The 12,591-nt window shown below is 71.5% G+C and carries 13 protein-coding genes and 3 pseudogenes; 12 read left to right on the top strand and 4 right to left on the bottom strand.

From position 1 onward, the window contains the following. Positions 1–9: 9 nt before the first annotated feature. Positions 10–537 (top strand): YbjN domain-containing protein, encoded by a 528-nt coding sequence (locus tag ABZ659_RS20605; RefSeq protein WP_360221798.1) that lies wholly within the window; start codon positions 10–12, stop codon positions 535–537. Positions 538–591: 54 nt separating this feature from the next. On the opposite strand, the pseudogene ABZ659_RS20600 reads toward ABZ659_RS20605, so the two are convergent. Next, positions 592–839: pseudogene (locus ABZ659_RS20600) on the bottom strand (aminotransferase); the annotation flags it as partial. An 85-nt stretch (positions 840–924) separates the two neighbouring features. Between ABZ659_RS20600 and ABZ659_RS20595 the strand changes: the two are divergent. After that, positions 925–1,476 (top strand): Uma2 family endonuclease, encoded by a 552-nt coding sequence (locus ABZ659_RS20595; protein ID WP_360221795.1) that lies wholly within the window; start codon positions 925–927, stop codon positions 1,474–1,476. A gap of 3 nt (positions 1,477–1,479) precedes the next feature. Here the strand turns inward: ABZ659_RS20595 and ABZ659_RS20590 are convergent. After that, positions 1,480–1,918: pseudogene (locus tag ABZ659_RS20590) on the bottom strand (aminotransferase class I/II-fold pyridoxal phosphate-dependent enzyme); the annotation flags it as partial. Between the two features lie 272 nt (positions 1,919–2,190). Here ABZ659_RS20590 and ABZ659_RS20585 point away from each other — a divergent pair. The 4 genes from ABZ659_RS20585 (at position 2,191) to ABZ659_RS20570 (ending at position 6,044) form a co-directional block, all read left to right on the top strand. Continuing rightward, the gene (locus ABZ659_RS20585) at positions 2,191–4,278 is read left to right on the top strand and encodes a hypothetical protein (protein WP_360221790.1); all 2,088 of its coding nucleotides are present in this window, start codon (positions 2,191–2,193) and stop codon (positions 4,276–4,278) included. A gap of 117 nt (positions 4,279–4,395) precedes the next feature. Next, the gene (locus ABZ659_RS20580; RefSeq protein ID WP_360221787.1) at positions 4,396–5,142 is read left to right on the top strand and encodes a UPF0158 family protein; all 747 of its coding nucleotides are present in this window, start codon (positions 4,396–4,398) and stop codon (positions 5,140–5,142) included. A gap of 69 nt (positions 5,143–5,211) precedes the next feature. Beyond that, positions 5,212–5,697 carry a prevent-host-death family protein gene (locus ABZ659_RS20575; protein WP_360221784.1) on the top strand — a complete coding sequence of 162 codons (486 nt, stop codon included), beginning with the start codon at positions 5,212–5,214 and terminating at the stop codon, positions 5,695–5,697. Between the two features lie 101 nt (positions 5,698–5,798). Then, complete coding sequence (locus tag ABZ659_RS20570; RefSeq protein ID WP_360221781.1) at positions 5,799–6,044, top strand: hypothetical protein; 246 nt, start codon at positions 5,799–5,801, stop codon at positions 6,042–6,044. A 24-nt stretch (positions 6,045–6,068) separates the two neighbouring features. Here the strand turns inward: ABZ659_RS20570 and ABZ659_RS20565 are convergent. Further along, positions 6,069–6,500: pseudogene (locus ABZ659_RS20565) on the bottom strand (aminotransferase class I/II-fold pyridoxal phosphate-dependent enzyme); the annotation flags it as partial. A 101-nt stretch (positions 6,501–6,601) separates the two neighbouring features. Between ABZ659_RS20565 and ABZ659_RS20560 the strand changes: the two are divergent. Together ABZ659_RS20560 and ABZ659_RS20555 are read left to right on the top strand one after the other, a co-directional pair. Next, on the top strand, positions 6,602–6,871 hold the full coding sequence (locus tag ABZ659_RS20560; RefSeq protein ID WP_360221778.1) for a type II toxin-antitoxin system Phd/YefM family antitoxin: 270 nt from the start codon (positions 6,602–6,604) through the stop codon (positions 6,869–6,871). After that, a complete protein-coding gene (locus ABZ659_RS20555) occupies positions 6,864–7,127 on the top strand; it encodes a type II toxin-antitoxin system RelE/ParE family toxin (protein ID WP_005483716.1) in 264 nt (87 codons plus the stop codon). Before ABZ659_RS20560 ends, ABZ659_RS20555 begins: the two co-directional genes overlap by 8 nt. Positions 7,128–7,291: 164 nt before the next feature. Here the strand turns inward: ABZ659_RS20555 and ABZ659_RS20550 are convergent, their stop codons facing one another. Further along, a complete protein-coding gene (locus ABZ659_RS20550; protein WP_360221775.1) occupies positions 7,292–8,485 on the bottom strand; it encodes a pyridoxal phosphate-dependent aminotransferase in 1,194 nt (397 codons plus the stop codon). A 126-nt stretch (positions 8,486–8,611) separates the two neighbouring features. Between ABZ659_RS20550 and ABZ659_RS20545 the strand changes: the two genes are divergently transcribed. From ABZ659_RS20545 to ABZ659_RS20530, 4 genes are all read left to right on the top strand, one after another. Beyond that, entirely contained in the window at positions 8,612–8,917 is a 306-nt protein-coding gene (locus tag ABZ659_RS20545; protein ID WP_360221772.1) for a hypothetical protein, read from the top strand. A 374-nt stretch (positions 8,918–9,291) separates the two neighbouring features. Further along, the gene (locus ABZ659_RS20540) at positions 9,292–9,861 is read left to right on the top strand and encodes a DUF2617 family protein (RefSeq protein ID WP_360221769.1); all 570 of its coding nucleotides are present in this window, start codon (positions 9,292–9,294) and stop codon (positions 9,859–9,861) included. An 81-nt stretch (positions 9,862–9,942) separates the two neighbouring features. Then, the gene (locus ABZ659_RS20535) at positions 9,943–11,583 is read left to right on the top strand and encodes a polyamine aminopropyltransferase (RefSeq protein WP_360221766.1); all 1,641 of its coding nucleotides are present in this window, start codon (positions 9,943–9,945) and stop codon (positions 11,581–11,583) included. A gap of 118 nt (positions 11,584–11,701) precedes the next feature. Continuing rightward, complete coding sequence (locus ABZ659_RS20530; RefSeq protein WP_360221763.1) at positions 11,702–12,550, top strand: SRPBCC domain-containing protein; 849 nt, start codon at positions 11,702–11,704, stop codon at positions 12,548–12,550. Positions 12,551–12,591: the final 41 nt, after the last annotated feature.

Raw genomic sequence — 12,591 nt, 5'->3', positions numbered from 1 at the left:
AAATTCACGGTGACCATCGACCCGTCCTCGATTCCGAACTTCGGGGGCCAGCCCCAGCCGCAGTCCCAAGGACCGGCGGGCCCCGTCGTCCCGGATCAGGACCTTGTGAAGCAGCTCCTCGACCAGATGGAGCTGAAGTACGTCGTCGACGAAGAGGGCGACCTCGCCGCGCCGTGGGAGCAGTTCCGTACGTACTTCATGTTCCGCGGCGAGGGTGACCAGCAGGTCTACTCGGTGCGGACGTTCTACGACCGCCCCCACAAGATCGACGAGAAGCCGCAGCTGCTGGAGTCGATCGACGACTGGAACCGTCGCACGCTGTGGCCGAAGGTCTACAGCCACACCCACGACGACGGCACCGTCCGCCTGATCGGCGAGGCCCAGATGCTGGTCGGCACCGGCGTGAACCTGGAGTTCTTCGTCTCGTCGACGGTGAGCTGGGTGCGCGCGGCCATCGAGTTCGACCGCTGGCTGGTCGAACAGCTCGGCCTGGAGCAGGAGGTCAACGAGTCGGAGAAGCCCGAGGGCGAGGAGTAGGACCGCCCCGCCCCCGGCGGACCGCGGTGAGGGGGCGCGCACGCCCCCTCACCCTCACCCCCGCAGCGCCTTCAGGCGGCCCACCGCCTGCGCCAGCACCTCCCCCGCTTGCGGAACGCGAACCGCACGAACGGCGCCCCCGCCTCCCGGTGGTCGTGGAAGACCGCGTTCGGGATGGCGACGATGCCCGCGCGCTCCGGCAGGGCGCGGCAGAAGGCGAAGCCGTCCGTCTCGCCGAGGGGGCGGATGTCGGTGGTGACGAAGTAGGTGCCGGACGGGCGGAAGACGTCGAAGCCCGCCTCCGGACCGGTAACGGGGCCGCGCCGCTGGACCCGTTGACGCGGCACTGTCCGTCGTATCCTGACCACACACGGGAAGGAGCCGTCCATGAGCGTCGACGCGATCGTGCACACCGAGTTCCCCAAGGGGTACACGGTCCTGTTCGGGGCCGACGGAAAGGTGATCATGACCCCGCAGAGTGAAGAGCACTCCAGCACCATCAGGTCGATGCAGATCGACTCTCTCGCTCTCGGCCGTCATGCGAAGGTCACCTCCGACGTCTACATCGACTTCCCCGCCGACGAGAACTCCGCCCCCGACCTGGCGATCCTGCGCGAGGACGCGCGCAAGGAAGGCAAGCGTTACAGCTTCGAGGACGTCCTGCTGATCTCCGAGGTCGTCTCGACCTCCTCCGCGCGCAAGGACTACGACGACTGCACCGCGAAGTACGGCCGCTACGGCATCCCGATCTACCTGGTCGTGGACCCCTACGCCCAGGAGGTCGTCCTGCACACCCAGCCGACGGCCACCGGCTACATCGCGGCTCACACGCACAAGTACGGCACGGGCAAGCTCCCCATCCCCCTGGCCGACGGCCGCACCTTCACCCTTGACCTCGACGAACTCCCGCGCCCGGAGCCCGAGGCGGACGCCCGCTGAGGTTCACCTCCGACTTCCGAACGTCTTGAGCCGGGCTGCGGCTTCCTGCAGGACCTCGGCGCGTTCGCAGAACGCGGACCGTACGAACGGTGCGCCCGCCTCCCGGTGGTCGGGGAAGACGGCGTTGGGAATGGCCACGACGCCGGCCCGGCAGGGCGCGGCAGAAGGCGAAGCCGTCCGTCTCGCCGAGGGGGCGGATGTCGGTGGTGACGAAGTAGGTGCCGGACGGGCGGAAGACCCCGAAGCCCGCCTCCGCCAGCCCGTCCGCCAGCAGGTCCCGCTTGGTCCGCATGTCCGCGCGGAAGGCGTCGAAGTAGCTGTCGGGCAGCGCCAGCGCCTCGGCGACGGCGTACTGGAACGGCCCCGCGGAGACGTACGTCAGGTACTGCTTCGCCGACCGCACCGCCGTGACCAGTGCGGGAGCCGCCGTCACCCAGCCGACACCTCGTTCGTACACCTATTCGCGTGCCGCGCGGAACGCCCTCGGAGGGGCCGGCGAGGTCGGCCGGCCCGTTGCCATGAGTCCGTGTGGCGGAGGACCCGGTTCGTCGCACGGAGGTTCAATGCCGCAGTCGCTGGGGGTGACACCCCCCATGTACGGCCCTTGCGGTAGCCGGCCGCTCGCCTTTGGCCGGGTTGTCTTGTCGACCCCGGACGGGCGATAGCGTGAGGCGGCAAGGACTGTTCCTGACAGGGCGGACGATTTTCATGCGGATGCGGTTCGAACCCGAGGCCGAGGAAGAGTTCGAGGCGGCGTGCGGGCTGCTGGTCGACCGCCTCGTCAGGTGGGCCGGGGAGCAGGCGCTGCCGGTGGACGGGTTCACGGCTGAGAGGGCACTGGACTACCGGCACCGGGCGACTGTCGACGGCCGACTGGGACTGTGGGAGTCGCGCCATGTGGAGGAGCTACTCCTCTCCTGGCTTCCCGAGCAGGTCACCGAGGATCCCGGGGAGGAACACGCCGACGCTCCGGCCACACTGCGCACGCTGCTGCGCTATCTGCACGCCACACAGTTGGCGGACCCGCGCGGCCCCGTCCTTGAGGACTCCCTCGCGGCGGTCGACGCGACGGCGGGGCAGTATCCGGTGGCGATGGCGGACCGCACCCGCTGGGGGATGGCGAAGTTCTGGGCTGTGACAGCCGCCGAACAGGGCGTGGACGTCTTGGACGGGGCGGCGTTGCAGCGGTTCGCGGAGCGGGCGCAGCGTGGGGAGGTCGTCTACGACCAGCAGGTCCTCGATGTGATCATGAAGCGGCGGCTGACCGGAAACACACTGCACAGTGTCGAGCGGGCCGAGCCGCAGCTGCCTGTGATGCTCCCCCCGGACGGCGAGCTGCGTCGACGGGCCGAGGTACTGGCGATTCTCGCGCAGTTGCGCGGACTCGCGGAGTGGGCGGGGCGCGACGGCCGCGCGGTGACGGCGGCGGGGCGGCTGCGGATGACAGATGCCCGAGAGCTGGTGGACGTACTGGACACCGGGGACGAGGTCGACGGGGTGCGCTCTTCGGCCGACCTGCCGCGGCTGGGCCTGCTGTTGGAGTGGGCCAAGAAGGCGCGGCTGGTCCGGGTGGCCAAGGGGCGGTTGTACGCGGTGGCCAAGGCAGGGCCGGTGCTGGCCGACCCGCTCCAGCTGTGGCTGCGCGCCTTCGACGCGTGCTTCGAGCTGCGGCAGGCCCTGATCGGCGCGCGCAGCGGCTGGCACGTCGAGTCGATGCTCTTCGACGTCTACGAGGACATCCTGGAAGATGTGCTGAACACGCTGTACAGCCTGCCGTACCCGATGCCCTGGCCGCGGCTGCGTGACTCCGTGCACCTGGCCTATCGGGGCCGCTTCCAGCTGGGCGGCGGGTCGGATCTCCGGCACCGGACGTGGTTCGAGCACGCCGACCGGGACCTGCGCACGGTACTCGACCTGCTGGACGACCTGGGCGCGATCGAACGTGACCGCGGGATGGCCGACCCGGTGTTCCTGGACGTCGACCTCTCCGATTCCGGACCCGAGCTGCCCGCTGACATGCCGCCGGAGCTCGCGGAGCTGCTGGGCGTCGCGGAGGCGGTAACGGACCCGGCGGCGCGGGAGCGTGCCGATGCCCGGCGTGAGGAGCTGACCGCCGGGCCGGTCGAACTCATCCGTCTCACCGAGCTCGGTACACGGGCCGTACGACAGCGGTTGCTGGCGGCCGGCCGGGACGCACCGTTGGTCGGTGAACTGGCCCGGGCCCCGGCGGCCGGCCTGCTGGGGGTGCTGGCCGAGGAGTACGCCCCGGACGCCGCCCGCGTGGAGCTGGCCGGCTGGATCACGGCCCGTGGCGATCGGGATGCCACGCTGCGGCAACTGACCGACGCCGTACGGTCCATGACCTTCCGCACGCGTGCGCAGGCGATGCTGGACGTGCTGCCGGCGGCGTTGCCGGACGGTGAGGGCGAGCGGCTGCTGCGCACGCTGCGGCGGGACACGCAGCTGGCGCCGCTGGCGCTGAACGCGCTGGCGCACCGTGAATTGCTGTCCCCAGAGGACATGACCGATGCCGAGCATCTGCTGGTGCTCGCGGAGAGCCTGCTTCAGCTGGTGGAGTTGGCGGGCGGCGGGGACGGCGCCGAGGAGATGTTGCGCGCCCAGGGCCCCCAGGCCAGGGACGCGGTTGCCGCTGCATTGGACTCGGCGCACCCGGACCGGGCAGGACTCGACGAGCTCAGGCAGTTGGCCGCCCGGGCACTGGGTACCCACGGCGCCCGCGTCGGCCGCGCCCGGAAGGCCCGGCGCTCCTCTGGCAGGAGCGGCCGCAAGCGGCGCCGCTGACCGGGCAACTCCGCTTGGCCCCCAGACGCCGGGTGCGCCAGTACTGGCATGGAGCCGGGCCGAGGGAGACCGATGGTCCTGGCGTCATGCGTCCTTGGTGGCGCTACCGTCGGGGTCGTGGTTGAGGGATGGGGCGAGGACGGACTGCGGGCCCTGCCTGGCGCGCTCCACGCGCAGGACGGGGTGGCGCTGCAGGCGGCGTTGCGTCGTGGACTCGAGCGTGAGGTGCTTCAGTTGGCCGGCGACGCTGTGGCCGGGGCCGCGGCGCAGGGCCTGCCGGGGGCCGCGGAGACGGCGGTCTTGTTTCTCGCCGCGCTCCAGGAGCGTGCTTTCCGGGGCGACGGGGAGCTGGCGGACCGGTTGCGCGTGGCCACGGGAGATGCGGTGATCCCCCTCCTGCGTCCGCTCGCGGTCGATCTGGAGATGCTCGCCATGCTGCTGGAAGGTGACCCGGCCGAGTCCGGTGGCCGGATCGATCTGTCCACCGGGGAGCGCTGGCCGGCGTTCACCGATGAGCTGGGGCCTGGGCCCGAGGCCGAGGAGGACGACGATCCGGAGCGATGGCTGTATGTGCCGGCTCTGGGGTCCAGGGCCGGTTACCGGGACATGGAGTTGTTCATCGAGGAGATGGAGGACGCTGCCCTTGCCGACCGGCTGCGGATCGCCATCGGCGGGCGGGGCGCCATCCGGCGCTTCAAGGCCGTCCTCGCGGGTGACGAGCGCTCCTGGAGCCGCTACCACCGGTTCCGCGATGAGCGACAGCGCGGCCGGGCCCGCGTCTGGCTGGCGGAGGAGGGCTACTGCCCGCCTATCACCTTCCGTGTAGAGCCCAGCTCGGGTTCGTGTCCTCCGGGGCCGGTATGACTCTCCATTTGTTTCCTGGCTCCACGTCGCGCGATAGAAATCAGAGCACAATCTGAGTACAGTCTGAGTATGAGTATCGCACCCTTGGCATCCGAATCGGAGTCCGTCTCGTTCACCGATCTGTCCCGGAACCCGAAGGCGGTCGCCGCCAGGGCCGCCGCCCTGGGGTGTCTGCGGGTCACGCACCGGGACGCGCCCGACATGGTCTTGACCACGGCCATATACGCAGAGCGCGCCGAGGAAAACCTGACCACGGCGTCCCGGCTGTTCCTGGCACTGCTGAAGCAGGACGACGGTGCCGAGTCGCTTTTGCTCGCGCTGCCCGAGGTGTTCCCGTGGGTGCGCCACCTGGACGCCGAGGAAGTCCGGGAATTCACTGTCGAGCTTCTGGAAGCGTTGTCCGACGCCGCTGAACTGGGCGCCAGGGAGGCTGTGCACCGAGCGATCGTCTCGTGGCGGGCGACTGCCCGCATCAACGCCGACCCCGACCAGCTCAGGGAAGCGCTTCGCCCGCTCGGTGACGTCGACCTCGGCCCCGTCGAGGTGCACGAGTGAGTCCGAAGAAAGGTGATCGGGTCAGTGTTCCTCCGCTGAGCGGCTGGAACGTCATTTACGGCACGACCGAGGCCGCGACCGGTTGGGAGGAGCTCTGCCGGGTGGCGTTGCCGAACGCGCACCGCTGCCTGGAAGCCCTTCGCGCAGACCCGCTGTCGCGGGCCAACTGGAACCGCCAGCACCAGCTCCGAGGCAGACACGCCACCAGGGAGTGGAAGGGCTCTGAGCTGGAGCAGTGGGAGTACGAGATCACCAGCGGCGGCCGGGTCCGCTACCTGGTCAGCCCGGACACCTCGACTGTGATCCTTGTGTACGCCTCCCCGCGACACCCGAAGGACACCGAATAGCTCGACCCCCTGGGGCTCGGCCCCCTATGCGCCCAGTGTCTTGAGGCGGGAGGCGGCCTCCTCCAGCACCGACGTCCGCTTGCAGAACGCGAACCGCACCAACGGGGCGCCCGCCTCCCGGTGGTCGTAGAAGACCGCGTTGGGGAGCGCCACGACTCCGCAGCGCTCGGGCAGCGCACGGCAGAAGGCGAAGCCGTCGCTTTCGCCGAGGGGGCGGATGTCGGTGGTGATGAAGTACGTGCCGGCCGTCCTGAACACCCCGAAGCCGGCCTCCGTCAGGCCCGCCGCCAGCAGATCCCGCTTGGCGCGCATGTCGGCTCGGAACTCGTCGAAGTACGCGTCGGGCAGGCGCAGGGCCTCGGCGACGGCGTACTGGAAGGGTCCGGAGGCGACGTATGTCAGGAACTGCTTTGCGGAGCGTACGGCGGTGACGAGTTCCGCCTTACCGCTTACCCAGGCGACTCCACGTTCACGCACTCATTTGCATCTGGGCCGACAGGGCTGCACTTCTGAGCAAGCCTTTGTGTACACGTGAGTCATTCGGTACTCTTGGGCGCATGACGCAGACCATGCCCATAGAGTCCATCCGCGATGTCCGGGCACACCTGGCCGAGGTCGTGGAGCGGGCCGACAGGGACGATGTGCCCACCGTCATCACCCGGCGCGGCAAGCAGGTCGCCGCCGTGGTGTCCATCGAGGTGCTGCGCAAGTACCAGGAGTGGGAAGAGCGCGAGATCAACCGGATCATCGACGAGCGCATGAGCAACCCGGCACCCGGCATCCCGATCGAGGACATCATGAGGGAGACGCTGGCGCGCAGTGAGTGAGTACCGCACCGTCTTCCGAGCCGAGGCCCAGGCCGAGCTCCGCAAGGTCCCGCGAGACATGGCCCTCCGTATCCTGGCCAAGCTGACTGAGCTGGAGAGCGACCCGACGGGGTTCAACACCACGGCCCTCGTCTCCCAGCCCGACCGGCGCCGCCTACGGGTGGGCGACTACCGTGTGATCTACACAATCGACAACGGCGAGCTGGTGGTGTGGGTCGTACATGTCGGGCATCGCTCCACCGTCTACGACACCTGAGCACTCCTGACATCAGGGCAGCCTCGATGTCCGGGCGTCGGCGGCGGGCGGTGCGGCAAGCGCCAGAATGACGGCCGAGACCGGGGCGCCTCCGGCGCAAGTCCCTGGCGGGCGAGGGGCGGCAGGCAACGAGGAATGCGACGACCGGCCCCGTAGGGCGGCGGTCAGTGTGCGAATGCCTTGCGGAGCCGTTCCGTCGCGTCCGCCAGTACCTCGGTGCGTTTGCAGAATGCGAACCGGACGTAGGGTGCCCCGGCCTCCTCGTGGTCGTAGAAGACCGCATTCGGAATGGCGACGACACCTGCCCGCTCGGGCAGGGCGCGGCAGAAGGCGAAGCCGTCGGACTCGCCGAGGGGGCGGATGTCGGTGGTGATGAAGTACGTGCCGACCGGCCGGAAGACGGTGAACCCCGCCTGCTCCAGGCCGCCCGCCAGCAGGTCGCGCTTGGCCCGCATGTCGGCGCGGAACGCCTCGAAATACGAGTCCGGCAGGCTCAGGGCCTCGGCGACCGCGTACTGGAAGGGACCGGAGGCCACGTACGTCAGGAACTGCTTGGCGGAACGGACGGCGGTCACGAGATCTGCGGTACTGGTAACCCAGCCGACCTTCCAACCGGTGTACGAGAACGTCTTCCCGCTTGAGGAGATCGTGATCGTGCGCTCGCGCATCCCCGGGAACGTCGCCAGCGGGACGTGCCCGGCCGGGTCGAAGACCAGGTGCTCGTAGACCTCGTCCGTGACGACGAGCAGGTCACGCTCCACTGCCAGCTCCGCGACCGCCGCCAGCTCCGCGCGGGTCAGCACGGTGCCCGTCGGGTTGTGCGGGGTGTTCAGCAGCAGCAGCCGGGTGCGGTCGGTCACCGCGGCCCGCAGCTCGTCCAGGTCCAGCCGGAACGCGCCCTCGTGCGGTCGCAGCGTCACCGGCACCCGTGTGCCGCCCGCCATGGCGACACAGGCCGCGTAGGAGTCGTAGTACGGCTCCAGGGCGACGACCTCGTCCCCCGGCTCCAGCAGGCCCAGCAGGGACGCCGCGATCGCCTCCGTGGCGCCCGCGGTGACCAGCACTTCCGTGTCGGGGTCGTACGACAGCCCGTAGAACCGCTCCTGGTGCGCGGCGACGGCCGTCCGCAGCTCGGGGACGCCGGGACCCGGCGGGTACTGGTTGCCGCGCCCGTCGCGCAGCGCCCGTACCGCCACCTCCCGGATCTCCTCGGGGCCGTCCGTGTCGGGGAAGCCCTGGCCCAGGTTGATCGACCCGGTGCGCAGCGCCAGCGCGGACATCTCCGCGAAGATCGTCGTTCCGAACTCGGCCAGGCGTCGGTTGAGGAGGGGGCGCGTGGTGGACGTCATGCCGGCCATCCTGCGCCCAAGCTCTGGAGTTCCTCAACTGTGCTTTGGGCCGACCACGGGCAGGGCATCCCCCGGTCAGCACGTACGAGGCGCCCACGGGGGGCCGCTTCGGGGGACACGGAAGGGGGTGGCGCCATGTTCAGCATCGGCATGGGGTTCGTTCTGGCCGGGGTGGTGGCGCTGGCCGTACCGCTCGTCGTGATCGTCATGGTCGTCGCGGCGGTACGGCGGCGGACGCCGCGGGTCGGCGGGAGGAGCGGGGCCCGCCGGTACAGCAGGTCGGGCGGCTCCGGCAGCGGCTCGGGTAGTTGGTGGGTCGACTCCGGGAGCAACGGCGGTGACTCGGGAGGGCACAGCTCCTGCGCGGGTGGGGGGCACTCGTCGTGCGGGGGAGGGTCGTCGTCCTGTGGGGGCGGGGGCGGTTGTGGGGGCGGCAGCTGACACGGGTCGTCACGGGGGCTCATGACCGTACGGGCGTCCGCCGGTTCACTCCGACCGGCGGGCGCCCTCGCGTCCTACCGCGCTCCGGCGCACGCTGCAACCCGACAGGAGTGCGCCGGAGTTGAACTGATGAGCTGTGCGGCCCTCTGAGGGATGGAAATACCACGAAGTTGGGTAAAAACGCTGTGGCGGCGCCACAGTTCGTGATTCCCTCGGAAACGCCGACGCAGCCTGCGGACGTCCTTAGGGCACCTTCCTGACTCTGACCGGGCTGACCGGGCGGTCTCCCCGGTGCAGACCGGGGTACACCGACGCCGACCGGGTACTCCGGAACCCCACACCGCCTTTTTCTTTGCCGCCAGCGGAGCCGATCCATGCTCACGACCCTCACCACCTCCTACACCGATACGCGCGCGGCCGACCTCGCCTGGGCACTGGGCCGTGAGCCGCTGCCCGCCCTCGCCACCCTCGACCTCGAACTGACCGGCGCCAGACTCCAGTTGCGACTGCTCGGCGCGTCCCACCAGGTCCTCCTGGAGGAGGACGAGGTGCACTGCTCGGAGACGGTCGCCTGCATCCCCGGCAGTAGCACCCCGCTGCCGCTGGGCGTCGCCAAGCGGGTCGGGGACTGGGAGTACGAGTTCGCCGCGCGCGTCGAGGTCCTCTCCCCGGGCTCCTTCGCGGGCCGCGCCCAGGAGTTGCTCGCCCTCGTCTCCGACCACCCGCACGGACTCGCCGGGGTCTTCCCCGGCAGCCCGCACGCCTTCACCGCGATGCTCGCCCAGCGCCACGAGGGCCAGGTGCACTGGCGCACCTGGCACGCCTACCCGCAGGACGGGCAGTTGGTGGCCACCCGGACGAGGGTGGGCGTGCGGCCCCGCTCGACGGCGGCCAGACCGCCCGCGGGGGTCGAACCGGGGCGGCTCGACCCGTCCGCCGTCTGAAACGCCCCAGGCCACTGGAACGTGCGTCTCCACACGTGTGGGTGACGAGCCGCCGCACATCCGTGACGTAACGTCCCTGTTGTGATCGACCCGCACGCGCCGTCACGCCCCGGCGTCCCGCCGTCCTGGCGCGGCCCCGCGAAGCTCCCCGTCCGGCCGGACACCGGACGGTTCCTGGTCCTCGCGGGCGTCTTCGTCTGCGCGGCCTGCGGACTCGTCTACGAACTCGAACTGGTCGCCCTCGCCTCGTACCTGATCGGCGACTCGGTCACCCAGGCGTCCGTCATCCTCTCCGTGATGGTCTTCGCCATGGGCGTCGGCTCCCTCGGCGCCAAGCGGCTGCGCCGCCACGCCGCCGCCGGGTTCGGCGCCGTCGAGGCGGTGCTCGCGCTGATCGGCGGGTGCAGCGCGCTCGTCCTGTACGCCGTCTTCGCCTGGACCGGCGACTGGGGCGGGGTGTGGGGCTACGGCCCGCGCTGTCTGCTGGTCGCGTTCTCGCTCGCGATCGGTCTGCTGATCGGCGCCGAGGTCCCGCTGCTGATGGAGCTGATCCAGCGCATCCGGCGGCAGGACGCGGGCCGCGCGGTGGCCGACCTGTTCGCCGCGGACTACGTCGGCGCGCTCGTCGGCGGCCTCGCCTTCCCCTTCCTCCTCCTGCCGTTCCTGGGCCAGTTGACGGGCGCGCTGCTCACCGGCGCGGTCAACGTCGTCGCGGGCGGCGCGCTGGTCCTCGGCCTGTTCCGCGGCGACCTCACCCGGCGCGCCCGCTGGCTGCTGCTGGTCGCCAACCTCGCCGTGCTCGGCGTGCTCGCCGTCACCGCCGTACTCGTCGACGACTTCGAACGCGCGGCCCGCCAGGCGGTCTACGGCAAGGGCGTCCGCGTCGCCCTGCAGAGCGACGTGCAGGAGATCGTCCTCACCGGCGGCACCCGGGGCCGCCCCCTCGACCTCTTCCTCGACGGACGGCTGCGGATCAGCGGGCGCGACGAGCGGCGCTACCACGAGGCCCTCGTCCACCCCGCGATGAACGGCCCGCACGCGCGCGTGCTCATCCTCGGCGGCGGCGACGGACTCGCCGCCCGCGAGGTGCTGCGCCACCCCGGCGTGCGCGAGGTGCACATCGTCGACCTGGACCCGGCCGTCGTCCGGCTCGCCCGCCAGGACCCGGCCCTCGCCGCGCTCAACGGCCACGTCTACGCCGACCCGCGCGTGCGCGTCTCCACCGGCGACGCCTTCCAGTGGCTGCGCCGGGCGCCCACCGCCTCGTACGACGTCGTCCTCTCCGACCTGCCGGACCCCGGCATCACCGCCAGCGCCAAGCTGTACTCACAGGAGTTCTACGGGCTCACCCGGCAGGTCCTCACCGACGGCGGGCGGCTCGCCGTGCACGCCGGGCCCGTGACGACGCGCTCCCACGTCTTCTGGACCGTCGAGACCACCCTGCGCGCCGCCGGGCTGCGCCCCGCCCCCTACCGGGTCGGCGGCGACGTCACCGGCTTCGGCGCCGGACCCGACCGCACCGCCAGACCCTCGCCCTCGGGACACGACTGGGGCTTCCTCCTCGCGGGCCGCGCGCGGCGCCCGGCCCTGCGGCTGCCCACCGCGCCACGGCTGCGCACCCTGACCCAGGACACGCTGTCGGGGGACGCGCGGGCGGCCGGTCGGACCCGGGTACGGGGGCTGGCGGCCTCCACGCTGGTGCATCCGCGGTACACGAGGTGAGGCGTCGGGCGGCTGTGGAACGCCGCCCCGGTCCGGCGCCACGCCGGCGCCCCGGTCCGGCGCCCCGGTCCGGCGCCTCCGGCGTAAAGACGGCCCCCGCTGGGTAGGCTCCGTCGACATGGAGCATGAGGTCTTCGTTCCGGTTGCGGCCGAGCGGTTGCGGGAGGCGCTGGCCGACCCCGCGCGGGTGGCGCGGGCCGTTCCCGGGCTCCAGCAGGAGGCGGGCGCCGAGCCCGTCGCCGGGCGCCTGAAGGTGCGGATCGGCTCGACCAGCATCACCTACCGCGGTGCCCTGCGGATCACTCCCCGGGAGGACGGCGCCTACGCCGTCGAGGGCGACGCCACCGAGGCCCGCGGCAGCGGCTCGGTCAAGGTCGCGCTGACGCTGCGGGTGCGGGCGGCCGAGGGCGGTGCCGTGCTCGCCGTCACCGGGACCGCCGACGCGGACGGGCGGGTCACCGAACTGCCCGAGGGCCCCGTCGGCACCGCCGTGACCCGGCTCCTCAACCGCTTCGGGGAACGCCTCGGCACCGAGTCGGTCGGGTCCGTCGCCACCGAGGACTTCCAGCCCTCCGCCTCCGGCGACTTCGAGGCCGCCCCGGACGCGGACGACGCGGAGGTGCCGCCACCGGCGGAGACGTCCGTGTACGAGGCGGAAGTGCCCCCGCCGTCCCTGGACCCGGACGAGTCGGACCAGGAGCCCGCCGACACCGACACCGACACCGATAGCGACACCGATACCGGCGCCGACGCCGAACCCCCCGCCGAAGCCGCCCACGCCCGCCGCACGATGATCGGGCGCAGCGCCGAAGAGGTCGACCACGCCCCGCCCCGGGGCCGCTACGCCCCCGTCCCCGCCCCGCAGGCCGGCACCCCGGTCGGCGCCGCCCTGCGCTGGGCCGCCCCCGCGGCGGCGGTCGTGCTGGCGTCGATCGTCGTCGGCCGGGTGCTGCGCAAGCGCCGGTGAGACGTTCCTCAGGGGCCGCCGGACCGGGACAGTAGGGTCGT

The organism is Streptomyces sp. NPDC006997, from assembly GCF_040635175.1.
GTDB lineage: Bacteria > Actinomycetota > Actinomycetes > Streptomycetales > Streptomycetaceae > Streptomyces.
This window is presented reverse-complemented; position numbering and strand designations above follow the sequence as displayed.

Bases quoted from the DNA above. Each gene is read 5' to 3' on its own strand.
- ABZ659_RS20595 (WP_360221795.1), top strand. From the start codon at position 925: ATGAGCGTCGACGCGATCGTGCACACCGAGTTCCCCAAGGGGTACACG.
- ABZ659_RS20585 (WP_360221790.1), top strand. From the start codon at position 2,191: ATGCGGTTCGAACCCGAGGCCGAGGAAGAGTTCGAGGCGGCGTGCGGG.
- ABZ659_RS20575 (WP_360221784.1), top strand. From the start codon at position 5,212: ATGAGTATCGCACCCTTGGCATCCGAATCGGAGTCCGTCTCGTTCACC.
- ABZ659_RS20560 (WP_360221778.1), top strand. From the start codon at position 6,602: ATGACGCAGACCATGCCCATAGAGTCCATCCGCGATGTCCGGGCACAC.
- ABZ659_RS20550 (WP_360221775.1), bottom strand. From the start codon at position 8,485: ATGGCCGGCATGACGTCCACCACGCGCCCCCTCCTCAACCGACGCCTG.
- ABZ659_RS20545 (WP_360221772.1), top strand. From the start codon at position 8,612: ATGTTCAGCATCGGCATGGGGTTCGTTCTGGCCGGGGTGGTGGCGCTG.
- ABZ659_RS20540 (WP_360221769.1), top strand. From the start codon at position 9,292: ATGCTCACGACCCTCACCACCTCCTACACCGATACGCGCGCGGCCGAC.
- ABZ659_RS20530 (WP_360221763.1), top strand. From the start codon at position 11,702: ATGGAGCATGAGGTCTTCGTTCCGGTTGCGGCCGAGCGGTTGCGGGAG.